General features: G+C 70.6%; 21 protein-coding genes. 14 read left to right on the top strand and 7 right to left on the bottom strand.

Features of this window, described 5'->3' with window-relative positions; all coding sequences use genetic code 11:
• The first annotated feature begins 91 nt into the window (after positions 1-91).
• Positions 92-790 carry an alpha/beta fold hydrolase gene (locus AC0VYM_RS24745; protein WP_475456056.1) on the top strand — a complete coding sequence of 233 codons (699 nt, stop codon included), beginning with the start codon at positions 92-94 and terminating at the stop codon, positions 788-790.
• A 10-nt stretch (positions 791-800) separates the two neighbouring features.
• Here the strand turns inward: AC0VYM_RS24745 and AC0VYM_RS24740 are convergent, their stop codons facing one another.
• Positions 801-1,769 carry an FkbM family methyltransferase gene (locus tag AC0VYM_RS24740; protein ID WP_475456054.1) on the bottom strand — a complete coding sequence of 323 codons (969 nt, stop codon included), beginning with the start codon at positions 1,767-1,769 and terminating at the stop codon, positions 801-803.
• A 203-nt stretch (positions 1,770-1,972) separates the two neighbouring features.
• Between AC0VYM_RS24740 and ychF the strand changes: the two genes are divergently transcribed.
• Complete coding sequence (gene ychF / locus AC0VYM_RS24735) at positions 1,973-3,058, top strand: redox-regulated ATPase YchF (protein WP_475456052.1); 1,086 nt, start codon at positions 1,973-1,975, stop codon at positions 3,056-3,058.
• A 150-nt stretch (positions 3,059-3,208) separates the two neighbouring features.
• Here ychF and AC0VYM_RS24730 read toward each other — a convergent pair whose 3' ends face one another.
• Positions 3,209-3,838, bottom strand: coding sequence for an isochorismatase family protein (locus AC0VYM_RS24730; RefSeq protein ID WP_475456050.1), 630 nt, complete (start codon positions 3,836-3,838; stop codon positions 3,209-3,211).
• Positions 3,839-4,060: 222 nt separating this feature from the next.
• On the opposite strand from AC0VYM_RS24730, the gene AC0VYM_RS24725 reads away from it, so the two are divergent.
• Entirely contained in the window at positions 4,061-4,654 is a 594-nt protein-coding gene (locus AC0VYM_RS24725) for a CGNR zinc finger domain-containing protein (RefSeq protein WP_475463208.1), read from the top strand.
• Between the two features lie 30 nt (positions 4,655-4,684).
• Positions 4,685-5,008 carry a hypothetical protein gene (locus AC0VYM_RS24720; RefSeq protein ID WP_475456048.1) on the top strand — a complete coding sequence of 108 codons (324 nt, stop codon included), beginning with the start codon at positions 4,685-4,687 and terminating at the stop codon, positions 5,006-5,008.
• A gap of 11 nt (positions 5,009-5,019) precedes the next feature.
• Here the strand turns inward: AC0VYM_RS24720 and AC0VYM_RS24715 are convergent, their stop codons facing one another.
• The 3 genes from AC0VYM_RS24715 to AC0VYM_RS24705 all read right to left on the bottom strand — a co-directional run bounded on the left by AC0VYM_RS24715 (position 5,020) and on the right by AC0VYM_RS24705 (position 8,177).
• Positions 5,020-6,267 carry an MFS transporter gene (locus tag AC0VYM_RS24715; RefSeq protein ID WP_475456046.1) on the bottom strand — a complete coding sequence of 416 codons (1,248 nt, stop codon included), beginning with the start codon at positions 6,265-6,267 and terminating at the stop codon, positions 5,020-5,022.
• Positions 6,268-6,472: 205 nt separating this feature from the next.
• Positions 6,473-7,261, bottom strand: a complete 789-nt coding sequence (locus AC0VYM_RS24710) for a hypothetical protein (RefSeq protein ID WP_475456044.1) — start codon at positions 7,259-7,261, stop codon at positions 6,473-6,475.
• 229 nt (positions 7,262-7,490) lie between these two features.
• Positions 7,491-8,177 (bottom strand): lysoplasmalogenase, encoded by a 687-nt coding sequence (locus tag AC0VYM_RS24705; protein ID WP_475456042.1) that lies wholly within the window; start codon positions 8,175-8,177, stop codon positions 7,491-7,493.
• Positions 8,178-8,596: 419 nt separating this feature from the next.
• On the opposite strand from AC0VYM_RS24705, the gene AC0VYM_RS24700 reads away from it, so the two are divergent.
• The 3 genes from AC0VYM_RS24700 (at position 8,597) to AC0VYM_RS24690 (ending at position 14,061) form a co-directional block, all read left to right on the top strand.
• Positions 8,597-9,562, top strand: a complete 966-nt coding sequence (locus AC0VYM_RS24700; RefSeq protein WP_475456040.1) for a conjugal transfer protein — start codon at positions 8,597-8,599, stop codon at positions 9,560-9,562.
• A gap of 79 nt (positions 9,563-9,641) precedes the next feature.
• Positions 9,642-9,965 carry a hypothetical protein gene (locus tag AC0VYM_RS24695; RefSeq protein ID WP_049568747.1) on the top strand — a complete coding sequence of 108 codons (324 nt, stop codon included), beginning with the start codon at positions 9,642-9,644 and terminating at the stop codon, positions 9,963-9,965.
• 19 nt (positions 9,966-9,984) lie between these two features.
• A complete protein-coding gene (locus AC0VYM_RS24690; protein ID WP_475456038.1) occupies positions 9,985-14,061 on the top strand; it encodes a TcpE family conjugal transfer membrane protein in 4,077 nt (1,358 codons plus the stop codon).
• Positions 14,062-14,110: 49 nt separating this feature from the next.
• Here the strand turns inward: AC0VYM_RS24690 and thpD are convergent, their stop codons facing one another.
• The gene (thpD, locus tag AC0VYM_RS24685; protein ID WP_475456036.1) at positions 14,111-15,016 is read right to left on the bottom strand and encodes an ectoine hydroxylase; all 906 of its coding nucleotides are present in this window, start codon (positions 15,014-15,016) and stop codon (positions 14,111-14,113) included.
• 531 nt (positions 15,017-15,547) lie between these two features.
• Here thpD and AC0VYM_RS24680 point away from each other — a divergent pair.
• From AC0VYM_RS24680 to AC0VYM_RS24660, 5 genes are all read left to right on the top strand, one after another.
• Complete coding sequence (locus AC0VYM_RS24680; protein WP_475456034.1) at positions 15,548-16,207, top strand: GmrSD restriction endonuclease domain-containing protein; 660 nt, start codon at positions 15,548-15,550, stop codon at positions 16,205-16,207.
• A 213-nt stretch (positions 16,208-16,420) separates the two neighbouring features.
• A complete protein-coding gene (locus AC0VYM_RS24675; protein ID WP_475456032.1) occupies positions 16,421-18,883 on the top strand; it encodes an ATP-binding protein in 2,463 nt (820 codons plus the stop codon).
• Positions 18,884-19,074: 191 nt separating this feature from the next.
• Positions 19,075-20,139: a hypothetical protein gene (locus AC0VYM_RS24670; protein WP_475456031.1), complete on the top strand. Its 1,065-nt coding sequence runs from the start codon at positions 19,075-19,077 to the stop codon at positions 20,137-20,139.
• A gap of 163 nt (positions 20,140-20,302) precedes the next feature.
• Positions 20,303-20,932: a hypothetical protein gene (locus tag AC0VYM_RS24665; protein WP_475456029.1), complete on the top strand. Its 630-nt coding sequence runs from the start codon at positions 20,303-20,305 to the stop codon at positions 20,930-20,932.
• Positions 20,933-21,706 carry a lysostaphin resistance A-like protein gene (locus AC0VYM_RS24660; RefSeq protein ID WP_475456027.1) on the top strand — a complete coding sequence of 258 codons (774 nt, stop codon included), beginning with the start codon at positions 20,933-20,935 and terminating at the stop codon, positions 21,704-21,706.
• Here the strand turns inward: AC0VYM_RS24660 and AC0VYM_RS24655 are convergent.
• On the bottom strand, positions 21,676-22,800 hold the full coding sequence (locus AC0VYM_RS24655; protein WP_475456025.1) for a DUF418 domain-containing protein: 1,125 nt from the start codon (positions 22,798-22,800) through the stop codon (positions 21,676-21,678). The two genes, AC0VYM_RS24660 and AC0VYM_RS24655, sit on opposite strands and share 31 nt — an antisense overlap.
• A 200-nt stretch (positions 22,801-23,000) precedes the next feature.
• On the opposite strand from AC0VYM_RS24655, the gene AC0VYM_RS24650 reads away from it, so the two are divergent.
• Both AC0VYM_RS24650 and AC0VYM_RS24645 read left to right on the top strand, forming a co-directional pair.
• The gene (locus AC0VYM_RS24650; RefSeq protein ID WP_475456023.1) at positions 23,001-23,609 is read left to right on the top strand and encodes a hypothetical protein; all 609 of its coding nucleotides are present in this window, start codon (positions 23,001-23,003) and stop codon (positions 23,607-23,609) included.
• 360 nt (positions 23,610-23,969) lie between these two features.
• Complete coding sequence (locus tag AC0VYM_RS24645) at positions 23,970-25,976, top strand: hypothetical protein (protein WP_475456021.1); 2,007 nt, start codon at positions 23,970-23,972, stop codon at positions 25,974-25,976.
• Positions 25,977-26,018: the final 42 nt, after the last annotated feature.

Raw genomic sequence — 26,018 nt, 5'->3', positions numbered from 1 at the left:
CAACGCCGACGCTTGGAACCCCCGTGACGTCGGGGGCGCGACACCGGTGGAAACCGCGCCCACCACGCGGCGCCCGAGAAAGGTCACCCACATGCGCCTCGCCACCCACACCAGCGGAGCGGGGGACCGCCGCGCCCTCCTCGTCCACGGCGGCGCGTCCCTCCACCGGACCTGGCACGCGGTCGAGGCCGAACTCCTCCGGCGCGGGTACCGGGTGACCGGCGTCGACCTACGGGGACACGGCGCGAGCCCGCGCGGCGCGTACTCGGTCGAGGCGCTGCGCCAGGACCTGGTGGACACCCTCCCTCCCGGCGCCGAGCTGGTCATGGGCCATTCCATCGGCTGCCTCGCGCTGTCCCTGGCCCTGGACCACCTGCGCCCGGAACGGGCCGTCCACGTGGACCCGGCCTTCCGGATCCCGCCCCAGACCGAGGGGGCCAGCGACCGGCTGCGCGCGGCCGTGGCCACCGCCGACGCCGCCCGGGTGCGCGAACTGCACCCCGGTTGGCACGACGAGGACGTACGGATCGAGCTCGCCGGGTTCGCCGCCACCGACCCCGACTTCCACACGTGGGTGATCGACCACGTGGCGGGCGTGGACAACTTCCCCAAGACCGCCGAGGTGCCCTCCCTGGCGGTCATCGCGGGAGTGGGCTCCCCGATCGGCCCCGAGGGCGCCCGCACCCTGGCCGAGCGCGGCTTCACCGTCCGCACCGTGGAGGACGCCGGGCACCACGTCCACCGCGACGACCTGCCGGGGCTGCTCGCGGCCCTCGACGGCTGGATCTGACCGGTCGGCGTCAGGGATCCGACGGGCGGCGGCACTCCCCGAGGGCCGCGCGCCACACCGTGACCGAGTCCCAGAAGCCGCTGGGGGGCTCCTCCGGGGCGAACATCCACATCCGCTCCCACGCGGGGGAGGCCCGGCCGGAGATCTCCTCGCGCGCCTCATAGGGAGGGTCGCCGCTGATCGGGAACCACCGGTACTCCAACGGGTCCATGAGGGCCATCAGCCGCTCCTCCACACCCCGGTCCGGTCGCACCTTGGCCATCACCCAGGGGCGGTACCGGCGCAGCACCTCCAGCCCCCCGGCGACCACGTCCGGCTCGGTTCCGGAGGTGTCGATCTTCACCACCGTCGGGAAGGTCGCGGCCGTCTCGTTCCAGCGGGACAGGGTGGCCGTGCGCACGGTGATGTGGGAGAGCCCCAGCCGCGCCGAGCGCACCAGCCGGTTGCACATGTCGTTGTGCAGGGCGCGGCGCAGGTGCCCGCTGCCGTTGTGGTTGCTCAGGGCCAGGTCCACGACGCTGAACCCGAGGTCGCCCGAGGCGGAGACGGCGCGCGCGGCGGCGGCCAGCTCCGGGGTGGGCTCGAACGCGAAGACCGGCCGTCGGGTGCGCGCGGCAGCGAGCATCGAGTAGACGCCCACCCCCGCTCCGACGTCGAGGACCGAACCGGGAGGGGTGTGGTCGAGGATCGCCATGAAGCTGGCCAGGCTGTCGGGTTCGTGCCTGGACAGGCCGGAGGCGGCGAGGCGGCGCGGAACCGTCAGGTCACCGGACAGCTGGAGGGTGATGGTGTCCGGTCCGACCCGGCGCCGGTCGTCCTCGGGGCGGGGCAGGACCAGGGTGAACCTGCGGTTGCGCGGCGGGACCCGGGCGGGGTCCAGTCCGCCGAGCCTCCTGGGCAGGTGGACGCGGAGCTGTCGGGTGGCGAAGCGCACGAGCGGATACCGGTGTACGAGTGCGCGCAGCTGGTCCTGGACCACAGTGTCTTCCCCCCAAGAGAACGGAGCCGCGGTGACTGCTGCCGGGGGCCGTACGACGCTGTCCTGTCGGCTCGTTCCCTGCTCGTGGTGCCCGGCCGCACCTCGAACCTACTCTTCGTGTCCACGTGAGCGCACTCTGTTTCCATGATTGGCCGCCGGTGTCCGGGTCGGCCCACCCGCCGCTCCGCATAGACTCTGACCTTGTGAGTCTGTCTATCGGGATCGTCGGCCTGCCCAACGTTGGCAAGTCCACCCTCTTCAACGCGCTGACCAAGAACGACGCTCTGGCGGCGAACTACCCGTTCGCCACCATCGAGCCCAATGTCGGAGTCGTGGGCGTGCCCGATGCCCGGCTCGGGAAGCTGGCCGAGATCTTCGGCTCGGCGAAGATCCTGCCCGCCACGGTGGACTTCGTCGACATCGCGGGCATCGTGCGCGGCGCCTCCACCGGTGAGGGGCTGGGCAACAAGTTCCTCGCCAACATCCGCGAGAGCGACGCGATCTGCCAGGTCATCCGGGCCTTCGAGGACGCCGACGTCACCCACGTCGACGGCGACGTCGAGCCCTCCCGCGACATCGAGACCATCAACACCGAGCTGATCCTCGCGGACCTCCAGACCCTGGAGAAGGCGATCCCGCGCCTGGAGAAGGACGCCAAGCGCAACGCCAAGGACAAGGACTCCCAGGAGCTCCTCAAGGCCGCGCGGGCGGCGCAGGAGATCCTCGACGAGGGCGTCTCCCTGTCCCAGGCCAAGGACGTGGACCTGGACCGGCTGCGTGAGCTGAGCCTGCTCACCGTGAAGCCGTTCATCTACGTGTTCAACCTCGACACCGACGAGCTCGCGGACGAGGCCCTGCGCGCCAAGCTCCAGGACCTGGTCGCCCCGGCCGAGGCCATCTTCCTCGACGCCAAGATCGAGGCGGAGCTGGCCGAGCTGGACGACGACGAGGCCCAGGAGCTGCTGGAGTCCCTCGGCCAGACCGAGTCCGGCCTGGCCCAGCTGGCCCGGGTGGGCTTCGCCACCCTCGGCCTCCAGACCTACCTGACCGCCGGGCCCAAGGAGGCCCGCGCCTGGACGATCCGGAAGGGTGACACCGCCCCCGAGGCGGCCGGGGTCATCCACACCGACTTCCAGCGCGGCTTCATCAAGGCCGAGGTCGTCTCCTTCGACGACCTGGTCGCGGCCGGGGACATGCAGTCCGCCCGCGCCGCGGGCAAGGTCCGCATGGAGGGCAAGGAGTACGTGATGGCCGACGGCGACGTGGTGGAGTTCCGCTTCAACGTCTGAGCCACACGCGAACCCACGAGGGCGGGCCGATCCACTCGGCCCGCCCTCCGTCGTCTCCGGGGGCCCCTGGTGCACGCGAACACGCTCCACCCCGCCGCCACGGGGCCGCGGGGTGGAGCCGCCGTCAGCGGTTTCCTGCGGGACGCGTCCTCAGAAGACCTCGCGGCCCTGGGCCGCCGAGGTGACGAGGTCGCTCTTGGCCAGGGGCCTGCCGGCACGGGACGCGGCTGACCAGGCGTCCACTTCCGCGACGGCGGCCCAGTTCGAGTGAAGCAGGGCCATGAGGGTTTCGTGGACCTGTCGGGCGGACGCCCTGCCCGCGTCATTGGCGATGTCGATCGCGCCGGTCGCGTCGGAGAGGACCTCGACGGCGAAGCCGAGGGGTTCGGCGGAGGCCGCGGAGGAGAGCACGCAGTTGTTCGTCATGTATCCGACGAGGGTGACCGTGTCGACGCCCTGGTCGCGCAGCCAAGCAGCGAGATCGGTGCCGTCGAAGACACTGGAGAAGTGCTTGCTGACGCGCTTGGCCGCGCGGTCTTCGAGGGCGGCGATCTCGGGGTGGTTCTGGTGGGTGGCCGAGCCGGAGGCGAAGACCGGAGCTTCGGCGGGGAGTCCGTGCTGGACGAGCACGACCGGAGCGCCGGACTGCTCGGCCACGTCGACCGCGGCCCGGATGCGGGCGATGGACTCGTCGCGGTCCGGGTACTGGATCGGGAGGAGGCCGTCGAAGTACTCCTGCTGGGCGTCGATGACGATCAGTGCTCGTTGTGGTGTGGTCATCCCTGATCTCCTGTGGATCGATGGAGCGGTGGCGACGGGGCAGCGGTCGTCCTGAGGACAGTGCCGCCTCGGGCCAGCGCGGACAGTGCGAACGGTGGGGTGCCCGCTGAGCGCCCGGACTACGGGTGAAGCCTCGTGTCTCACGGAAAAAGAACGCCTTAGACGTGATGAGACTGTAGCAGGTGCATCATGGAAAATCATTGGTGTTACCGTGAGGGCGTGATGGAGACCGAACAGATGACCGTGCCGGGCGTCGCGGAGCATCCGTGCCTCGCCCTGGTCAACAGCGTGAGTGAACTGGTCGCCGGAAAGAGGCGTGACGAGCTGGCCACACCCGAGGGCCTGCGGGCCTGGCTGGTCACCCGTGATCTGATCGACCCGGACGCCGTGCTGCACGAGTACTGCCGAGGTCGTGTCACGGCCCTGCGCGACCATGTGCGGGACCTGCTCACCGCGTACACCGGTGGAGACGTCCCCCCACCCGAAGCGGTGCGAGCCGTCAATCAGGCGCTGACCAGTGCTCCGGGGGCCCTGCTCCTGCGCTTCGAGCCGACGACGGGTTTCACCCGCGGCGCCGATCATCCGGTCACGCAGGTCGTCGAGCACGTCATGGCGCTCATCGCGGAGGACACCGCCGCACTGCTCACCGGCGACGACGCGCCGATGCTGGCGATGTGCGAAGCGAACGGGTGTCAGTGGTTCTTCCTTCGCACGCATGCGCGACGGCAGTGGTGTTCGACCCGCTGCGGAGACCGGACGCGCGCGGCGCGCGCCTACGCCCGTAAACGAGTGCGACGCGGAGCGCACTCCGACTGAGCGGGCCCGCCCTCTCCTGGCTCAGCGGGAGTGGCCGCCCTGCCGTGGCTGGCCGCCGCCGCGGTCTGGGGCGCCGCCGGGTGGGCGAGCGTGCCGACGGTGCAGCAGGCGCTCACCCACGACCGGCCGGACCGGGCGATGCCGATCATCGCCTTCCAGATGGCCGCCATGTACCTCGGCTCCGCCGTCGGAGCGGCGCTCGGCAGCGGTCTGATCAGTGCCGGGACCCGTGCCACCGACCTCGCGGGGTGGGCGCTGGTCCCGACCGGGGCGGCGGTCCTGCTCGCGGGGTGGATCAGCGTCACGGCGCTCCGCACGCGGGGCCGGGCACCGACGGAGGAGTGCCGCGTCTGACCGGACGGCCGTCAGGCGGCCGACCCGTACCCCGTCCCCTTCCTGGCGACGGCCGGTTCGGTGGGCCCGTCGCCGCGCGGCCACAGCAGCGGCGCGGCGACGGTGCCCGCCACGGCCAGAACCGCGAGGAGCGACCAGGCCGGGACAGGGCCCGCGGCCGTGCCGAGCCAGCCCGCTATCGGATAGGTGACCAACCAGGCCAGGTGCGACAGGGAGAACTGGGCCGCGAAGACCTCCGGGATCGCGTTCGGCTCCACCGAGGACCGCAACACCCTGCCGGTCGGGGTGACGACCAGCGCCATCCCCGCGCCGACCACCGTCCACACGGTCGCGGTGCCGGTCCAGGTGGCCGCGTCCGCCACGACCATCGCCACCGCACCGAGCGTCCCGGCGACGAGGACCCCGGCGCCGACCACCATGACGGTGCGCTCGGGGACCCGGTCGAGGACCCGGGGCAGCGCGAGGGCGGCCAGCAGCGTTCCGCCCCCGGAGGCGGCGAGCATCCAGGCCACGTCCGACTGCGATCCGCCGAGCTGGTCGCGGACGTGGTTGACGGTGTTGACGACCACGATCGACCCGGCCGCCGCGACCACCAGGTTCAGCGCCACCACGCCGCGCAGCCTCGGGGTCCTGACGAAGGTGCCGATCCCCGAGACCACCCGGTCCCGCAGGTTCGCGTGGGGGCTCGGCCGGGCGTCGGGGACGCGCGTCGACACGACCAGCAGCGCGGAGAGGACGAACCCGGCGGAGGTGCCCAGGAACAGCAGGTCGAAGCTGAGGAAGAGCAGTGCCACGGCGGCCAGGACCGGGCTGAGCAGGCTCTCCATGGTGTAGGCGACCTGCGAGGCGGACAGCGCCCGGGTGTAGGCCGACCTGTCGGTGACGATGTCCGGGATCACGGCCTGGTAGGTCGGGGTGAACGCCGCCGACGCGGCCTGGAGCAGGGCGATCAGGACGTAGACGTGCCACACCTCGGTGACGAAGGGCAGCGCCAGGACCACTCCGGCGCGCACGAGGTCGAGGAGGACCAGGAAGCCCCTGCGGGGCAGCCGGTCGGCGTAGGCGGCGGCGAACGGGGCGACGACCACGTACATGACCATCTTGATGGTGAGGGCGGTGCCGAGGACCGCCCCGGCCCGGGGCCCGGCCAGCTCGTAGGCGAGCAGTCCCAGGGCCACCGTGGTGAGTCCGGTGCCGAACAGGGCGATCACCTGGGCTCCGAACAGGAATCGGTAGTCGCGGATGGCGAACAGGCGCATGGTGTGTTCCTTCCGTGTGCCCGCGCGGGCGGGGCCCGGCTTCGGGGCCGGGTCCCGCGACACGGGACCGGGACGGGGCTACGCACCGGAGTCGGGGCCCGGCGCGGGACCGGCGAGCGGGGTGACCGCGCCGGTGCGGGTGTTCGTGGCGGGACGGGCGGTCGGGCTCGGACAGGTCATGGTCGTGCTCCTCCGGGGGCGCGGGTCAGTGGTGGCCGTGCGCGGCGTGCGCCGGGTCGGGGTCGGGGTCCGGGGCGGTGGCCCGCACGGTGAACTCGGCGGTGCGGACGACGCCGTCGTGCCGGAAGTCCAGGAACAGGCGGTAGGTACCCGCCGAGGGGGCGACCGCCACGAAGCTGATTCCGGGACCCGGAGCGGTGACGCCGGGGCCGCCCTCCGGGTGGACGTGCAAGTAGCCGAGGTCACCGACGCGCAGCGCCACCAGGTGCCCGTAGGCGGCCAGGTAGGGCTGGAGGTCGGTGACGGGGCGCCCGTCCCGCTCGACGGTGAGGGTGAGGGCCCGGGCCCGGCCGGAGACCAGGGCTCCGTCGAGGGTGACGGTGTACCCGTCGGTCCGGGCGGTCCGGGTGGCCTCGGGGAGCGGGCGCGGGTCGTAGTGACCGCCCACCGCGACGTCGATCCCCAGGGTCAGGGTCCCGTCGTGGCCGACGGGGTGGACGTCCGCGAGGAACCGCCAGTCACCCGGCTCCAGGGCCACCTCGACGCTCCAGACGCCCTTCTCGTCCCGTACCGGGTGCACGTGCTGGAACCCGGCGGTGTCGCGGCGGACGACGACGAGGTGGAGCTCCTTCTCGTGTTCGGGCACGAACCGGGTGACCGGCCGCCCGTCGGGGCCGAGGACGCGGAAGGTGACCGTCCGTCTCCCGGCGGCGAGGAGCGTCGAGTCGAGGTCGAGGGTGTACCCGTGCTCGGAGACCGCGAGCCCGCCCGGGCCGCCGTGGCCGGTCAAGTCGTGTCCGGTGTGGTCGCTCATGGTGCCTCCCGAGGTCTTCCGCCGGTCCCCGTGGTCGGGGGCGACTGCGCCGAACATATACCCCTGGGGGGTATATTTGCAAGAGGGGGATTCCCGGCTCCGGTTCGGACGACGGCGCGACCGTTCGCGCCGGTCAGCGTGGCCGAGGGGCGTTCACACCCCACCGGGAGGGTCGTTCCGGTGCCACGGCGAAGGGGTGGGGGAGAGGGGTATCCGTTCCGTGCCGGAGTCAGACGCCCACGGCATGCCTCTCCGATGCGGCCTCACGGCGGAGGAGGCCCAGGACGATCAGGACCTGGGCGGCGATGTACGTGCTCATCACCAGGAGGTCGCGCTGGGGCAGGTCCAGGCCGGGGACGAAGGCGTTCAGGGCGATCAGGGAGTCCGAGACCAGGAAGAGCGCGCCGCCCGCCGCCACCCACGGGCCCATCCCGGTGGCGAGGACCGCCATCAGACCCAGGAACAGGCCGTAGAGCAGCACGGGAATCAGCAGGGCACCGGCGTGCGGCGCGCAGACCCACACCAGGACGGCCACGTAGGCCGCGTACGGGACGAGGAGGAGGCGCCTCCGGTACAGGAGACTCCCGGCCCGATGGGGCCAGAAGGCGGCCACGAACACCACCTGCGCGACCAGGAAGAAGCCCACCATCAGCAGGAACGCGGTGTCCCCCGACGCCAGGCCCGGGGCGGAGTCACCGAGCCAGGAGAACCCCAGGGCCACCAGCACCAGCCCCAACAGCCGACCGCGCGGCCTCCGGGACGCGGCGAGCAGCACCAGGGCCAGCGCGGGCATCAGGAGGACCTGGGTGGGGCGCGACCAGGCCTGGGGCCCCAGCACCTGCACACCGAGGTGGACCAGGGACAGCAGCCCGAGGACCAGCAGCGCGGCCCGCGCCAGGGGAGCGTGTGGGATCATCGCGCCATCCTGGGCACCGGCTTCCCCGGAGCCCCGGCCGCCCGTGGGGGCCGAGGGTCGGGAGTGTCTCTGGTTACATCCGGTCAACGGTTTCCTGACCTCTCAGGACACATCTTGCTCACCAAGCGGTGACCAATCCCTTTACGGTCCGGACAGAAATGCCCTGACGTGCACATACGTGAGAAGAGATCAGTGGTGAATTGCCGTACTCTGCACCTTTTAGGTAGATCCTTCGCTCCGGGCAATGTGACCTCGGTCCGGAAACACGGACCCGTCCTGGCCACTCCCAACCCGCACAATGCCTCACTATAGGGATGGGGTAGACAAGGGCATGGCGGAAAGCGTCGGCGACGACGCGCGGAAGACCGGCGTCGGCGCAGCGGCCGACGCGTCACTGTGTGCAGGATCAGGAGGCGGGGATGGCCAAGACGGCGCGGCGCGACACCGCGGTGCGTGACCGGGTGGACGACGTCGAGCACGAGCTCGACGCACCGCGCCCCCGAAGGCCACGCGCCGGTGCGGGCGGGCGCTGGTGGGTCGGCGTCGGACGCGTACTGCTGTGGGCGTTCATCATCGTCGTCATCTTCAACGGCATCTGGTTCCCCATCCGCAACGGTTTCTCCCTTCCCAGCACCGGTGCGGAGCCCGAGGTGAGCGAGACCCTCGACTTCCCCGAGACCTCCGCCGCGGCCTTCGCGCTCCGCTTCGCGGAGACCTACCTCGACACCTCCGACCCCGAGGCCCGGCTCACCTCCCTCGCGGCCTTCGTCCCCGACGGACAGGTCAGCGACCTCAACCTCCCCGCGGACAGCATCTCCGGCGAGAACCTGACCGTGACCGCCGTGGACGTGCGCGACGGGCACAACGCGGTCGTGGCCATCCGCGCCGACGTCAACGACGAGGCCATGAGCCTGGAGGTGCCCGTCTACAGCGACGGCTCCTCACTGGTGCTCTCCGGGCGCCCCGCCCTGCTGGCCGCGCCCAGCCAGGCGGAGCTGCCCGCGGGCCCCTCCTACGACACCGACTCCCAGGCCGCCGAGCAGCTCGAGAGCGTGCTCACCGGCTTCTTCGAGGCCTACGCGGAGGAAGCCGGGCACCTCGACCGCTACGTGGAGCCGGGCGCCTCCGTCACCCCACTTCCGGCGAACAGTGTGGAATTCAGCGAACTGTCCGTTATGCCGGTGCCATCCAAGTCCTCGACCGGGGATGATGACGTACGACAGGTGGCGACCACCGTGGTCTGGGGCCTCCCTTCCGCCGACGCCGGCGACGGTGCGGGGGAAGCCGGACAGCTGGTGCAGAACTACCTGGTCACGGTCGTGAACTCCGGAAACGAGTGGTACGTGCGTGACATCCAGGGCGCCCCGCACTCGTTCGGTGACTGACCGACGACGGGGCCTGTAGGCAAGGAGACGAGACCAACCATGCGCACACCAGTAACGACAGCGGAGGAAGGCGCCTGACATGCTCCCCCTGTTGTCCGCCACGGCCGACACCATGACGGCCCTCGGCGCCGCCGACCCGATCTCCCTCGCGGTCGAGGCCACCCCCGCGCAGAACGCCCCCGACACCGGCGGCCTCGCGGACTTCCTGCGTGGCTTCTTCGGGCCGCTGTTCCTCGTCATCGTGTCCATCGTGGCGATCTTCTTCCTGTTCACCAGGGAGATCACCCGCTTCATGCAGTTCATCATCCTGGCGATCTTCATCGGGATCGTGTTCTACGTGCCCGGCATCATCGAGGTCATCGCGGTGGCGCTCGCCCGAGCGATGGGCGTATCGACGGAATAGGCGAGGGAGGCCGGAAAACGTGGATCTGCCCACGTACACCAACATCTGGCGTATCGAGAAGCGGCTGTACAAGCTCTACGATTTCCGGCTGCCCATGCCGCTCCCGGTGGGGACCTTCGGGGTCGCTCTGGGCGTGTTCGCACTGTGGGTGGTGCTGCTCAGCATCCTCAACGCCCCGTTCGCCTTCGGTAACGGCTGGCACCTGGTGCTGTGGGTCGTCCCGCCGGGAGTGATCACCGTGCTGGCCACCCGGCCGGTGATCGAGGGCAAGCGCCTCACGGAGCTGCTCATCTCGCAGGCCCGGTTCCTCACCGAGGCCCGTGTGTTCACCCGGCTCGCACCCGAGTACGAGCCCGCCGAGATCAGGGTCTCGGTCCGCGTGTGGCACCGGGACGCCGAGGCCGGGCCGCTGCCCCTGCCCCGGGGTGCCCGAAAGGTCCAGGCCGAACCCGAGGCCGAGCCCGCCGAGGTCCACGTGCCCGAGGAGGCACCGGCCCTGGAGAGCGGCCGCCGTGCCGCGCCTCCGCTGCGCGGCGTGCCCGCGCGCCCGCCCGTCCCCGTCGTCGAGCACGACGACTCCGTCGAGTACACCCCCGCACGGAAGGTGCCGGTCGCCGTCGCCGCGGGAGCCGGAGCAGACCAGGAGGACGACGGCGTGGCGGAGCCCGGGGACCGGTCGGACGACACCACGGAGGAGCCCCGCCCGGGCGTCGGCCGTCGTGTCCTCAACTACTTCGGCTTCGGCCTCCCGGACGCCCAGGAGGAGCAGCGCGAGCCGACCCCCGCCGGTGGGTTCGACGAGCCCCTGTACGTCACCGAGGAGGACGAGCAGCGCGACCGCGACGAGTGGTTCGCGCGGCTGCGCGCCTCCTCCGGGGAGACGCCCCTGGGACTGACCGCCAAGAGCGCCTACTCCGACAGCGACACCGGTGCCATGAGCAGCACCGAACTCAACGAGGCCGTCACCCCCCGGCGCCGGGCCGAGGAGATCATGGCGGCGTCCACGGACGAGGAGTCGCCCGCCGCCCGCCGCCTGCGCGGCCGGACCCAGGGCATCCGGGTGGCCAAGGACCTCGCGGACCGCCGCGAGCACACCTCCGAGCCCGCCCGCGAGCGCGCCCAGCAGGCGCCGCCCGCACGGCCCGCCCGCGCTCGTGGATCCGCCCTCCCGGACACCTCCGAGGACCAGCCGGCGCGGCAGCGTCGCGAGGGTCGGCCCCACGCCACCCCGTGGGCGATCGAGGAGAACCGCACCGAGTACCCGGACCTGTCCGACTACGCCACCCGCTTCGCCGCCGCCACGGGCCGCCCCTCGGCGGTCGGGAACGTGTCGGCCGCCCCCTGGCTGCCCCCGGCCGCCGGGACCCCCGAGGAGCCCGAGGGCACGGACGAGCAGACCGGCCGCTCCGAGGCGGGGCCGCAGGTCTCCCACGCCACCCAGAGTGTGGGTCGTCCGGCAGTCGAGGAGGCGCCCAAGCCGCCGTTGCAGCTGGACCACGGCACCGGAGAGCACGAGGCCATGCCGGTGGAGAAGGGGCACGGCACCCAGTGGAACGAGCACATGTCCGTGCTCGACCGCCACCTGATCAAGGCCGACACCCCGGCTCCGCCCCGGCCGAAGTTCGCCGACGCCGTGCCGAGCGAGGAGCGGGACGGTGAGCACCGCGACCCGGCGGACTGGTTCGACGACGGCAAGCGACGCCACCCGGACCAGCCCAAGGTGGGGGACCGGGACAACCCGGTGATCGTGGTCAGCGAGCTCCGCGAGGAGCGCCGTGCCGCCGCCGAGGCCCGCGAGGAAGCCAAGCGCCAGAAGGCGGAGATGGCGCCGAGGCCGGAAGCGGTCCAGGACTCGAAGGACACCGGGGCCGAGTCGGTGGCTGCCCAGGGGACCGCGCAGGTCCAGGGCTCGGATTCCGCTGGGGCGAGTACGGAGGCCCCGGAACTCCGGGACCAGGCGTCACTGTCCGGCGAAGGGGCAGAAGACTCCCGCGACATTGTGCAGGTTCACGGTCCGAATACCCAGGACGTCGCGGAGGCCGTGCAGGGCCACGAGGCGGCCCACGAGCCGTCAGTCGTCCAAGGTGTCGGAGAGCCTAGCGACAGCGATCGGGTGGAGCGGGCTCACGGCTCGCAGGACGTCCAGGAGGCCACGGAGACCGAGCAGCGGGGTCAGGAAACGGTGGCCGCCCAAGGGTCCGACCACACCGAGCTTGCGGAGGCCCGGGGGCAGATCGCGCAGCCGCACGGGCGCGAGTCGCAGTCGGGCCACGGGGCAGAAGACTCCCGCGACACCGTGCAGGTTCACGGTCCGAATACCCAGGACGTCGCGGAGAGCGTGCAGGACCACGAGGCGGCCCACGAGCCGCTGTCCACCCAAGGCACCGAAGGGTCCGACGACACCGAGCAGGTTGAGCAGGCTCCTGGCTCGCAGGACGTCCAGGAGGCCACGGAGGCCGAGCAGCGCGGTCACGAAGCAGCCCACGAAACGATGTCCGCCCCGGAGGTCGACGGGTCCGAGACCAGGCGGGCTCAGGGCTCGAAGGCGCCGGAACTCCAGGCGCCGGAGGTGGCTGCCGAGGCTGAGACGGTGCTGGATTCTCCGGACGCGCGCGAGCCTCGCCCCGCTCAGGCGGTGGACAGCGACGAGGCGTCTCCCGAGGTGCAGGCCCAAGGGGACCAGGCGGCTCGGGAGTCCGTGGAGGCCGCACGGCTTGAGGCGGTCAGCGAGCCCGACCACGTCGAGGGGCCCAAGCCGCCGACCCAGCTGGACCACGGCACCGGCGAGCTCGTCAGCTTCGCGGAGGTCCGCAAGGAGCCCCGCGCCCCGAAGCCCAAGACCCCCGCACCCCGGCCGACGGAGGACCCCGCGCACCGGCCCACCGAGGCCGAACTGGCCGAGGCCGAGGCGGCGGCGCTGCGGGCACGCCGGTCCCGGACCGAGCCGGACCAGGAACCGGAGGCCGCCGCCCGCGAGGGCGGTGACCCGGGCGAGCACGACCCCCACGACGGGGTCTTCCACCGGGTCGCGCAGAACGCGCGCCGGATCGGCCAGCTCTTCGGACAGCCCACCCCGGGGGAGGAGCCGGAACCGCCCGAGACCAGGGCGGACGCCACCAAGCCCGACCTCGAACTGGACCACGGCACGGGTGAACAGGCCCGGCTGGGCGATACCCCCAACGGGGTGCCCTCCCAGCGGCCCGAGCCCGAACCCGCCAGGCCCGAGGAGGAGCCCGACTCGGGAGCCCACTCCGGCGGCACCCGGGGCTGGCGCCGACTGGCCAAGGTCGTCACCGGCGGCGCGGCACCGGTCCGTTCCGACCTGCCCTCCAGCGACATCGAGCGGCTGCGCACCCCGCTGGCCGAACCCCGGTCCCTGGTGGTCCTCGGCTGCACCGGCGGCGCGGGCCAGACGGTCACCGCCCTGATGATCGGCCACACCCTCGCGGCGCACCGCGACGACCGGGTGGTGGCGGTCGACGTCAACCCCGGTCCCAACGGTCTGTCCCGCCGGGTCGGGGCCCAGGCCCCGGAGACGCTGACCGCGCTGCTGGCCAACGCGGACTCCGTCGACGAGTACGAGCACATGCGCGCCTACGCGGGCCGGGCCGGGACGGGGCTGGAGGTCGTGCAGACGCTCGACGACCCCTACGTCCAGACCCTGGACGACCGCGACTACGGCCACCTCACCGGGCTGCTCGGCGGGTTCTACGGTGTGACGCTGCTGGACCCGGCCGCCACCGGTGTGGCGCGGGCACTGCCGGTCACCGACGGCCTCGTCCTGGTGGCCCCGGCGAGTGCCGACGCCGAGCGCGCGGTGTCGATGACCTTCGAGTGGCTGGACGGCAACGGGTACGCGACGCTGCGGGCCAACTCGATCCTGGTCGTCAACGGGGTCAGCAAGCGCAGCCTCCAGGACGTGGACGCCGCCGAGCGGGTCGCGCGCGGCCGCTGCCGGGCGATCGTGCGCATCCCCTGGGACGACCACCTGGGCTCCTCGTACACGAAGATCGACGTCGGCGCGCTCCGTCCGGCCACCAAGCGGGCCCACGGCGCCCTGGGCGGGGTCCTGGTCAACACCCTGGCCCCGGCCTGAGCCACACACTGTGGCCCGCACCCGGTCCCGGGTGCGGGCCACAGCGCTCCTAGCGTCCCGCGGGGGTGGTCTCCCTGGCCGCGAGGAACTCCGGGCGGGCCCGGTTCGCGCTGAACGGCTTCGCGCACGCGTTGTCCACGCTGTTGAACACCACGAACACGTTGGAACGCGGGTAGGGCGTGATGTTGCCGCCCGACCCGTGCATGCAGTTGGAGTCGAACACGGTGACGTCGCCCGCCGAGCCGGTGAGCACGTCGATGCCGTGCCGGTCCGCGATCAGGTTGAGCGACGCCTGGTCCGGTGTGCCCACGTGCTGGCTCTGCAGCGAGGAGCGGTGGTGGTCGTCCGGGGTCTGGCCCACGCAGGAGACGAAGGTGCGGTGGGACCCGGGCATGATCATCAGTGCGCCGTTGTGGGTGTAGTTGTCGGTGAGCGCCACGGAGAAGCTGACCGCCCGCATCCGGGGCATACCGTCCTCGGCGTGCCAGGTCTCGAAGTCCGAGTGCCAGTAGAAGGAGCCGCCGCCGAAGCCGGGCTTGTAGTTCACGCGGCTCTGGTGCACGTACACGTCGGAGCCGAGGATCTGCCGGGCGCGGTCGACGAGCCGGGGGTCGTTCACCAGGTCGTGGAAGACCTGGCTCACCTTGTGCACCTCGAAGACCGAGCGCACCTGGTCGGAGGAGGGTTCGACGACGACGCGTTCGTCGGCCCTCAGCACGGGGTCGGCGCTGAGCCGTCGCAGCTCGGCGCGGTAGGACTCGATCTCCACCGGATTGACGATCGACTCGACCTGCGTGTATCCGCGGCGGTCGTAGCCGTCGAGTTCCTCGGCGGTGAAGGGGCCGTCGGCCGCACCGGGCCAGACGACGGGATCGCGGCGGTAGAGCAACGCGGGCTCGGGCGCCTTACGGGTGGGGTAGTCGTCCGCTGTCGGAAGTTCCATTTGCAGAGTCATGGCGCTCCCCTCGGCGGGGGTGCTCCTCTCGGCTTGGGGTCCTTCTTACGACATGTGAACCTAACAAACCGCGCTTTCACGAATGAGATCGACTTCTTCTCGCCGTGTTTACACGTTCACTATCTGGGTATTACTGGTCTACTATATAGGCGAAAACAGGGAAACCCGAGAGATCTGCTTTCGTGTTCTGATTCGCCGGTTGCTGTTTTTCCGGGTGCTCACCTGCGCGAGGTCCCTCCTGGTCCGTGTCTCGGGTCCCACCCCTTCTGTATCCCTCGTCGTCGCAGCTCATCGCGGTGCGCGGTGAATCGTTCAACCCTGCGCCGGTCCGAGGTGCCGGGATCCTGTGATCTATTTCACGAGCACTTGGCGCAGGGCTCGGTGCAATGAAACACGGCCGCGCTCCAACCGTTATTCCCGAGTGACCTCCGATTCACTCGGAATTCTCGCGTGGGGGCTGGCGTGCGGGCTTTCGTTACCGCACAGTAGTGGGGTCCGGATTTCCTCGACCCGCTCAAGAGGAGAAACACAGTGCCCCCCTTCCCCCGTGTGCTCGCACGCACCGCGGCGACCGTCTCCGCCGCCGCCGTGGCCATGGTCCTCGTCTGGGCCGCCCCCGCCTCGGCCGACCACACCCTGCCCCCGAACATCCCCAGCGAATCCGAGGCCCAGACCCAGCTGAGCTCGCTCACCGTCGCTCCCAAGGGCCCGCAGACCGGCTACGACCGAAGCCTCTTCCCGCACTGGAACGTGGTCGACAGCCCCTGCACCGCCCGCCAGGTGGTGCTCCAGCGCGACGGCCACGACGTGGTCACCGACTCCAACTGCCAGCCCACCTCGGGCAGCTGGTGGAGCGCGTTCGACGACGAGTGGGTGTACGACGTCCCCGGCGACATCAGCGTCGACCACCTGGTCCCGCTCAGCGAGGCCTGGAAGACCGGCGCGGCCGACTGGTCCACCAGCCAGCGCGCCGACTTCGCCAACGACGTCACCAGCTCCCAGCTGTGGCTGGCCACCCCCTCCAGCAACGGTGCCAAGGGCGACAAGGACCCGTCCGAGTGGATGCCCGACAACACGGCCGTCCACTGCGACTACGTCAAGTCCTGGATCAACGTGAAGCACGTCTACGACCTCACGATCACCTCCACGGAGGAGTCCACCCTCCAGAGCACCCTCGACACCGCCTGCTAGCGGCCACGGCGGCTGACCTCCGTGAAGACGACGGAGAGTGACGCGGTCCGGCCCCCGTGAGGGGTCGGGCCGCGCCCGTGTTCCCGGTCGCGCGGTATTTCCGGTTTCTGGCGCACCGACGTCTCGGCTTCTCACCCCCCGGCCTGATGCAGCACTATGGGTGATGGCTACGGGGCGGAACTCGTCAGCGCTGTCACGAGGAAGGGCTAGCAGATGACCGGTACCAGGGGCACCCGGGGCGCGACCCGTCTCGCGGTTCGCTACTTCGACGACCGAGTGCTCTTCAGCGACAACGAGGCCTGGGCCTACTTCCGGCTCCCCACGGTGTCCTACGAGTTCACGACCCCCGAGGAACGCCAGGCGCTGGCCACCAACATCACCATCGCCCTCGCCGCGATCCGGATGAACGACGCCGAGGTGCACCTGCGCGTCGCCCACCGCACCTACCCGGCCGCCCAGTGGGCCACCCGCCTGGACGAGACCGCCGACGCCGGGCCCGGCTGGTACGACTACCTCGAAGAGATGTACCGGCACGTGTGGGCCAAGGACTTCTGGACCAAGGAGGTCTACCTCGGCGTGCGTCTGGGGCTCCGCAACGCCGGTGCGGGCCTGGGCCTGTTCTCCCAGTTCTTCGGCGCCTACCAGCGCACCGAGCAGGTCCTCGGGATCAACGACGACGCGATCGACGACAAGGAGATCGCCCGCTGGACCGACCAGTCCGAGCGCCTGGGTCGCGCCCTGGCGGCCAGCTCCCTGCACGCCCGGCACGCCACCTCCGACGAGATCGCGTGGCTCATCCGGCACGCGGTCAGCGGCACCGCCGAGGAGATCCACCCGTCGGCCACCGGCCGCCGCACCTGGGGCCGGGGCGAGATCGAACAGCTCGTGGACGGGGTCATCCACAACGGCCGCTCCACGCTCCGCCTGGAACAGCCCGCGGGCTCCACCCACGTGGCGTTCCTGTCGTTCGCCCGCTTCCCCGACCTCATGCCCTTCCCCGACGGCGAACCGTGGCTGCACCACGCGGACGCGCTGCCGTTCCCGGTGGAGATCTCGCTGCGGATGAAGCTCATCCCGCCGGCGAAGGCCTCCAAGGACGTGGGCCGCAAGCTCGCGCACGCCCGCGACATGGACGCCCACATCCGCGAGGCCGGGGTGGAGGCGCCCATCGCGCTGGCCGAGCAGATCGACGCCGCCCGCATGCTGGAGCACGGCATCACCAAGGAGCGGCTGCCGTTCGTCTACGGATGGCACCGGCTCATGGTGTCCGCGCCCACGGAGCGCCTCCTGGGGCAGCACGTCGAGGCGGTCGTGGAGCACTACCGCGACATCGGCATCGACGTCATCAACTCCACCGGCGACCAGTTCTCCCTGTTCAACGAGTCGCTGCCCGGCGACCGCATCCGACTCAACGCCTACGCCCAGCGCCAGCCGCTGCGCACCATCGCGGGCGGCATGCCCACCGCCACCGTGGAGGTCGGTGACCGCACCGACCACCAGGGCGGCGGCTGGGTCGGCCCCTACGTGGGGGAGACCATCGGCCGGGCCCGGTCCATCGTGCACTTCGACCCCATGGTCGCCGCGGCCCGCAACCGCCCCACCGCCATCGCCATCACCGGCGAGCCCGGCGGCGGCAAGACCACCCTCGCGCTGCTGATGATCTACCAGCTGGCCCTGCGCGGGGTCACCGTCGCCGCCATCGACCCCAAGGGCGACGCCGAGTCCCTCGTGGAGCTGCTCAAGCACCGGGGCCGCAAGGCGCGCATCATGTCGCTCGGGTCGGCCCAGCCCGGTCTGCTCGACCCCTTCGCCTTCGGGGACGACCTCGCCGCCAAGAAGACCATGGCCACCGAGACACTGCGGCTCCTGCTGCCCCGCATGAGCGAGGAGCGCGAGTCCGCCATGATCCAGGCGGTCGCCACCGTCGCCAACCAGCCCCAGCCGTCGCTGGCCAAGGTGGTCGACCACCTCGTCTCCGCCGAGGACGCCGCCTCGCGCAACCTGGGCGCGGTGCTGGGCTCCATGGCGGAGATGCGGCTGGCGTCGCTGTGCTTCGACCCGCAGGGGGAGGCGCGCATCGACACCGAGGGGTGGACCACCGTGTTCACCCTGGGCGGGCTCACGCTCCCCGACTCCGGGGTCAACCGCGACGACTACTCCTACGAGCAGCGCCTGTCCGTGGCGCTCCTCTACCTGGTGTCCCAGTTCGCCCGGCGCCTGATGAACGGCCTGGACCGGCGCCTGCCCAAGGCGATCTTCCTCGACGAGGCGTGGGCGGTCACCTCCACCCCCGAGGGCGCCAAGCTCGTCCCCGAGGTCTCCAGGATGGGCCGCTCCCGCAACACCGCGCTCATCCTGGTGTCCCAGAACGCGGGGGACATGCTCAACGAGCAGGTCACCAACTGTCTGTCCTCGGTGTTCGCCTTCCGCTCCAGCGAGGCCCACGAGGTGGCCGACGTGATGGCGCTGCTCGGGGTGGACGTCAACGAGGACCACATGGCGGTGCTGCGCAACCTCGGCAACGGCGAGTGCCTCTTCCGCGACCTCGACGGCCGCTCCGGCCGGATCGGCGTGGACCTGGTCTCCGAGGGACTGCTGCGCTGGCTGGACACCAACCCCACGCGTGAACGGCCCGCCGGCGACCCGCTCGTGTCCGCTAACGGCCGCGACCAGTAACACGCGCTCCGGGGCAGGTCAGCGGCGGCCAGCACGGCCAGGGGCGGACATCGGATGACAAAGGGTGCGGGGAAGTCGGGTTCGGGCATGACGAGGATGGGGATCAAGGAGATTACCCCCAGCCCTCCGAACCCGGCCCGCTGAACCCAGCCTCCCCGCACCCCCCGACCGACACTCACGAGGGACCGCCCATGAGTGAGGACGTCATCCGGCCGCGCCCCGTCGTCGACACCGCCCTGCCCGAGGAACTACGCGAGGACATCCTCCGAGAGGCCAGCGCCCCGGAGCCCGGACGCCCGTGCGACGACGGGGAGGCCCCCGGCCGCGCGCTGCGCCTGCGCGAGGGCGCGGTCCAACTGTTCGGGGTCGGCTTCACACTCGTCCTGGCCATGCTCACCGCCGGGTGGTACCTGGGCATGGTGATCGTCAGCATCGGCCTGGTCGCCTACGTCGGCGCGCTGGCCGTGCGCAGGGAGGCCGACCCGATGGTGCGGGCCGTCGGCGGCGTGATCGGCGCGGGCGCCTTCGCGACCGCGCCCCTGTGGCTGTTCGACTTCCTCCCGCAGGACCCGCCCGTCGGCGTCCCCTGGCTGATGTTCGGCCTCCTGGCGGGCCTGGTCACCGCCGACACGCTCACGGTCCGGGATCACGAACCGGCGGAGGAGCGCCACCGCGACCGCGTCCTGCTGCCGGAGGACATCAGCGCGGCCGACCACGGCCTCCTCGTGGCGGTCCAGCAGACCATGGACAGGGTCACCGACGCCCGCGTGGAGCTGGGCTCGTCCGACACCCTGGACACCGCACGGAGCCTCAGCGTCCTTCGGGAACAGGAGTGGCGGATCGCGTCCCTGCTGGCCCGCCAGCGCGAACTGCGCCGGGGGTACGTCCGCCGCTGGCAGCGGGCGTCCTCGCCCCGGGTGCGGGAGGTCCTGCGGCCCCAGCACGAGCACCTCGTCGCTGTGGAGGCGCACATCCGCGCCCGGGTGGACCAGATCGTCGCGTACGGGCGCCTGGTGGACGATTCGGTCCTGGCCCACCGCGAGTGGGAACAGTGCCAGGAGGCGCTGGCCGCCATGGACGCCTACGCGGACCTGAGAGCCGAGGCCTCCCTGATGTCCGTCCCCTCCCCGGAGGTCGCGGAACTCACCGACACCGCCGAGGTGGCCCGCCGGGTGCGCGACGACAGCGTGGCCCGGGTCCACGCCGCCGCCACCGACCTCGCCGAGCTGCCCGAGCGCCAACCGGGACCGAAGTAGGCGCCGAACAGGCCTCGCGGGCTAGGCTGGTGCTCCCGTCTGCCGCCTGCTTCCCCTCGCCCTCCCCGGCACCGGTGATCGCGCGACGCCCGTCCTGCGTACGCGGAGGCAGCAGGTCCGGCCGACCGGCGCGAACCATCCTCGGACTGCACGGGAACGACTCATGAGCGACACCAGTAGCGGCACCACCGAAACCGAAGAACCCCGCGTGGAACGGACCGTGGCCTTCGTCGCGGACCCCGGGGCGACGACCTTCCTGCTGCGCGCGACCGTCGCCCGCCTGGTGGAGAGCCTGGGTGTCCAACGCGGACTGGTGGACCTGACCACGCTGCCCGGGGTCGCCGTCGCCCTGGCCCTCGAAGGCGAGGGCGTGCCCTACGACCTGCTCGACTTCGGTCAGCTGACCCCGGGCGGGGACCCGAACACCGAGCCCGTTCCGGTACCCGGGGAGGACGTCACCATGGCGGAGGCCCCGCGCCTGCGCGAGGCGGCGGCCGGAACCGTCAGGGTCGAACCCGACCGGATCGGTGCGCTCGACGCCAACCTCATGCTCATCCCGACGGTCCGCGAGGACGGGGCACCGCAGGCCGAGTTCGGCATCGGGACGCTGCCCGGTCTCGTGCTCGACCAGGCCGAACAGCTGGGGCTCCGCATCCTCGTGATGTGCCCTCCCGAACAGGGCGTGCGGCGGTACCAGGACGGCTCCTGGGTGCGTCAGATCATGCACGTGACCACCGAGCGGGAGGCCGCCGAGGCCAACCGGCGGCCCCAGGACGAAGCGGAGAACGCCTAGGTGGACGCTCCGAGTGTGCGCACCGAACAGTCGTCCTCCTGGTGGGCGATCGGCGCCCAGTGCGCAGCCGGGCTCGCCCTGTACGTCGCCGTCTCGCTCTCGGTGGCGCTTCTCTCAGGCTCTGCGGTCCTCGGCGCCGTCGTCTCCGGTCTACTGACTCTGGGCGCGGTCGTGGCCTGGCGGCGATGGCAGCGCGGCACCTGGGCACCGGGCCCGCTGTCCGCCCGTGCGCAGGATCCCGGGTTCTGGGGGCTGGTCCTCTTCGGCCTGGTGCTGTGCTTCTTCGGAGGCCAGTCGTTGGCCCTCTGGCTCCACGACCGGTACGGCTCCTCGGGCTTCGACTCCGTCCAGGGCGCCCAGAACGCGGTTCCGGTGCTGCTCCTGCTGTTCGCCATGGTCGTGGCGGCCCCGGCGGGGGAGGAGGCGCTCATGCGCGGCCTGGTCTACCCGCTGCTGCGCCGCCGCTGGCCGGTGGTCGTCTCGGCCCTGGTCAGCTCGCTGGTCTTCGCCGTCCTGCACGGCAACCTGGTGCAGATCGCGGTGGCGCTGCCGCTGGGAGTGCTGCTGGCCTTCGTCTACGAGCACGTGAACCGGCTCTGGCCGGTCGTCGTGCTGCACGCGCTGTTCAACCTCGCCTCGGCCCTGGTGCCGGTGTCCCTGATCGAGGTGCTGGCAACCCCGGCCGTGTTCTCGATCGCACTGTCCGGCGCCGCGGCCGTGCTGGCGGCGGTGCACCCGGGGCGTCAGCCGCGCGGGCTCGGGGTCACTAGCTGACGGAGCAGCCGCTCGGCGGGCCCGCGCACCCCGTGGCGTTCCGCCACCCGGCAGAGCAGCACCGTGACCGACCAGACGACGACCGCGACCACCAGCTGCCAGACCAGTGCCAGCGAGTCCGCCCCGCCCAGACGCAGCACTCCGGCAGTGGACGCCATGAGCACGGTCTGCGCCAGGTAGGCCGACAGGGCACGCTTCCCGGTGGCCGTCAGCGCCCGCCCGAGGAGGCCCGCCCCCACCGTGCGGCAGGAGGCGACCAGGGCGATGACGGCCAGACACGCGGCGCCCGCCAGGACCCCGGCCAGCCCCTGGTGCCAGGCGACCAGCACACGGGCCAGGATTCCGGTGCCGCCCGTGCCCGCCCAGAGCAGCGGGGTGACGGCGACGGGCACGACGAGCCCGACCAGAACCAGCACGGCCAGCCGTGGCCGGTACCGGTCAGGTCGCTCGATCGGACCGCGCCCGGCCAACCAGGCGCCGAGCAGGACACTCGGCAACACCATGGAGGTGAGCACCGTCGCCGGTGCCACGATGATCCACAGCGCGAGGTTGGTGGCGACCCCGAGCAGCCCGTCCTCGAACAGGAGCTGCGCGGCTGCACCGTACCCGCGCGACAGGGCCGCCTCCGGGCCGACCACCAGCAGGAAGACCGTGGAGAGCGCACAGACGACGGTGCCCAGCACCAGGGCCACCCGCCAGCGGCGGGCCGTGACGATCCCGGCGACCAGGATCGTGACGATCCCGTAGACCCCCAGGATGTCCTGTGCGAAGACCAGGGCGTGCGCCCCGCCGAACACCACCAGCCACATCCCCCGCCTGCGCAACAGCGAGACCGTCCTCCGTTCCGCCCCCTCCCGGTCGAGCCCGGAGTCCAGTCCGGCCCGAACCGACCGGCGCGCCAGCATGGCCAGGCCGAAACCGAGCAACAGCGAGAAAAGCGGATAGACCCGTGCGTCCACCAGCAGGAACAGCATCCCGGAGGCGACCTGCTCAACCGTCGTCGACGATCCGATGCCCTGCCGGAACCAGTAATGGGTGTTGGCCACCGCGATGAGCAGCAGCATCATCCCCCGCGCCAGATCCGGAACCAGCAACCGGGAAGCGGAGTGCGCCGTTGTGCCCGGAGCTGGGCTTTCCACCGATCCGACAGTGCGCATGCCGGGAAACTAGCAGCAGGGACATTCCCCAGGAACTACCGCTGTGCTTGGTCCGGGATTCCGGATTTCACCGGGGTGCGGTAAAACAGAGGGTGTTTGACCCCTGTTGTGCACCCGATTCTGAGGAGATCACCCCCGTGACCAGCATTAATCCTCCCGTGCGGCTGGCCGCTGCGAGTGCGATCTCCGTGTTCGCGCTGACCGCGTGCTCCTCCACTCAGGCGTTCGACTTCACTGCTGAGTCGTTCGAGCCGTCCGAGAGCATTGAGTTCCGAGTGCCTGAGGAGCTCCTTGAGAAGGCCACGGAGTACGCGGAGCGTCGCGTGCTCGATTCCGTCATCCTGACCTCTGTTGAGGCCGAAGACACGTCGAAGTGTGCTGTGCAGTACCAGTTCAACTTCGTCGATGGTGGGCTTGAGCGCCTTTTGGGTGCTTCCGAGAGCTTCGATGGGAGCGGCACGCCGACTCAGTTCGCGTTCAGGAGCTTGACGGGAGAGTCGGAGAAAGATGCTGCCCTGGAGGAAGATTTCTCTTCGGCGGTGGTGGAAATGGATTGTGCGACCTCGCCCTCCGACGATGACAATACCGTGAATGTGTCCTTCTTCCCGCTCACTGAAGACGAGTCCGACACATCAGCCAATTTCGCCAGGGTCGAAGTAGCTGCCATGCAGAGTGGTGAGCTCTTCGTGCACGAAATCTATACCAGCGGCTGGGAGCTAGACAGCAACGGCAACTGGGTTAGTTAGCGAGTAAAGTGCCTGTCTCGGTCTGCGTGCTCCTCACCAAGTTGACCATCATGTCTCAGATTAGTTTTCTCTGGGCGCTATGATTTCAGTGGCATGATTTGATGCGGTGACCGCGCTGTGTCTGATGTGTGAGAGGGTTCCGAGAGTGCACGATGTTCAGGTGTGTGGGATGCCTTTCGGGTGAGCCTTTGGTGCGGATAAGGCGAGTAGTGAATATAGGAAGAGCTCTCTCATGTTTACTCTTTGTTGCGAATGGGGAACTGTGGAACCATCGCACGATGGACCCGCTGAGTTGCACCAGGCAAAGGCTTCGTGGCGGCCCCTGCTGAGCCGAACGGCTGTGAATGAAAGGAGTGGACCGTGGTGAAGAAGCGGAGCCTGAACGCCCCCACACATGAGGGGCGAAGCGCGCCGGACTCGAGCGGGGGGCGGGGGCGCATCGCTGATATCGGTCAGCGAATAGGGGAGGCGAACCAACTACGTAGGGCGCGCAGGGAATACGACCGTGACCTGAAGGCCGGGCGGAAACAAGACAGGCGCGACGCCGCCGGTAGAAATGGTGATCCGCGTGCCAGGCTCAGACTCGAGGCGGAGCGTGAGCGGCGGCGGTTCGTCAGATCCCTGCGTAATTCGGGTATCGCCGCAGAGGGAATGAATCCGACCAAGCAGCGCAGGGAACTCAGGAACCTGCACCAGACCTTCGTGGGAAGGATGGTGCGCCGGTGCATGGCTCCGTTCCGCCGGGTCGTCAGCGCGAAGAACATGCTCGGAGTCATGGGCATTCGCGCCGCGATGTGGTTGGTCTCACCGAAGTTTCGGCCACATGTGGACAACTTCGCCAACCAGATGGTCCAAGCCATCCAGGAGGATCTCAACGGGCAGGGGCAGCGCCAGGCCGCGAACCCCGGTGGGGCGCCTCGGGCTGATCGTGGTCGTGGAGCCGAACATGGCGTGGGGAACACCCAGGAACGTGAGGGCCCGGGAGCAGGACGGATCAGCCAGGAACAGGCCGCTGTGGCCGGAGGAGCGCTCGGGGTCGGCCAACCTCGTGGGAGCAGGATCAGCCGGTTCCAGAACCTTCTGCGGGAGACCCTGGCACGAGGACAGCGTACGCCCGAGCCGTTCACCGAAGACAGCGCCGCGCTGGCACGGGTGGGCATCACCCAGAACGCCTACGACGAGATGCGCAGGCCCGGTGCTGACCAGGAGAAGGTCAGGGAGAACTACGAGAACGCCCTGGGAGCACTCGACGAGCGAGTGAGTGCCAGTGGGTTGGATCGCGCCGCGGTGGACCGCAACATGCGCGTCATCGTCGGTGAGCTGATGGAACGAGACCCTGAGCAGGCAGCCGTCTTCGCTGAGACAGGACACGGACGGCTCGTCAAGTCCACTCCGCAGACGGTGGTCATCCCGGGCACCACCCGGACCAAGCAGCTCTGGAACGGCGACTACGTCGACGCGTACGGTGGTTCCGAGACTTTCGACGGTCCGTTCACCCTGCGTGAGCCGATGAGTCCCAACGAGCACTGGTCCGCGGCCGCCGAGACCATATACGGCGAGCTCGCCAGCGCGAGGACTCCGGAAGAGTTCGGCGAGACCATGAGGCAGTACATCATCGGATCCGCGGCCCGTGAGTACCCGGAAATGGTCGGGATGACGGATGATCCGGAGGCACGCAGCCGGATGAACCGCTCCCGGGCGATGTTCGCCTCCATGAGCGATGACGGGCTCAGCGACCAGGACCAGAAGCTGGTGTACGCGGGCGCGCTCTCCGAAGCCACGAGGACCCTCGAGAACACGCACCCAGAGAGGGTGGCTGAGTGGCGTCGGAGCCTGGGTCCCGAGTGGGAGCAGCAGACCCAGCGCCTCATCGAGGAGTATCGGGACTTCGGCGAGAAGGCGCAGAGCGAACGAGAACAGCAACAGCAAGCACAGGACCGGAGCGAACCGGACTGGGAGGCCGCCCCGGGGTCCGACCTGGACAACGAGGCTGTTCCTGAGGCCACTACCGCCCCCGAAGCCCCCGATGCCGCCAGCGACCTGCCTGTGCCTGACCAACGCACGTCGTTGGACGAGGATGAACGCGACGACTCCACGGTGCCAATCGGAGACAGCCCTGAGGTTTCCGGCCCAACGGACAGGGCGGAGCCGACCAGCGGAGCGGACTCGCTCGACGACGGACGGGGCTCCGAAATGCCGGATCGGAAGACCGTGGTTTCGGGACACGGGCAACCGAACGCGACACAGGCGGCGTTGAGCGAGCGCCTGCGTAGCTTGGCCGCCACAGGTCCACAGACCTGGCCGACTGGCTCGGGCCAGCAGGGTCCAATGGTGGATTCGCCCCAGAACGACGGGCCGTCCCGGTAGAAGCCACCCGCCAGTGGCCGTGCGGTTCCGGATGGGTAGACA

The organism is Nocardiopsis sp. iso_237 (genome assembly GCF_056173345.1).
This window is presented reverse-complemented; position numbering and strand designations above follow the sequence as displayed.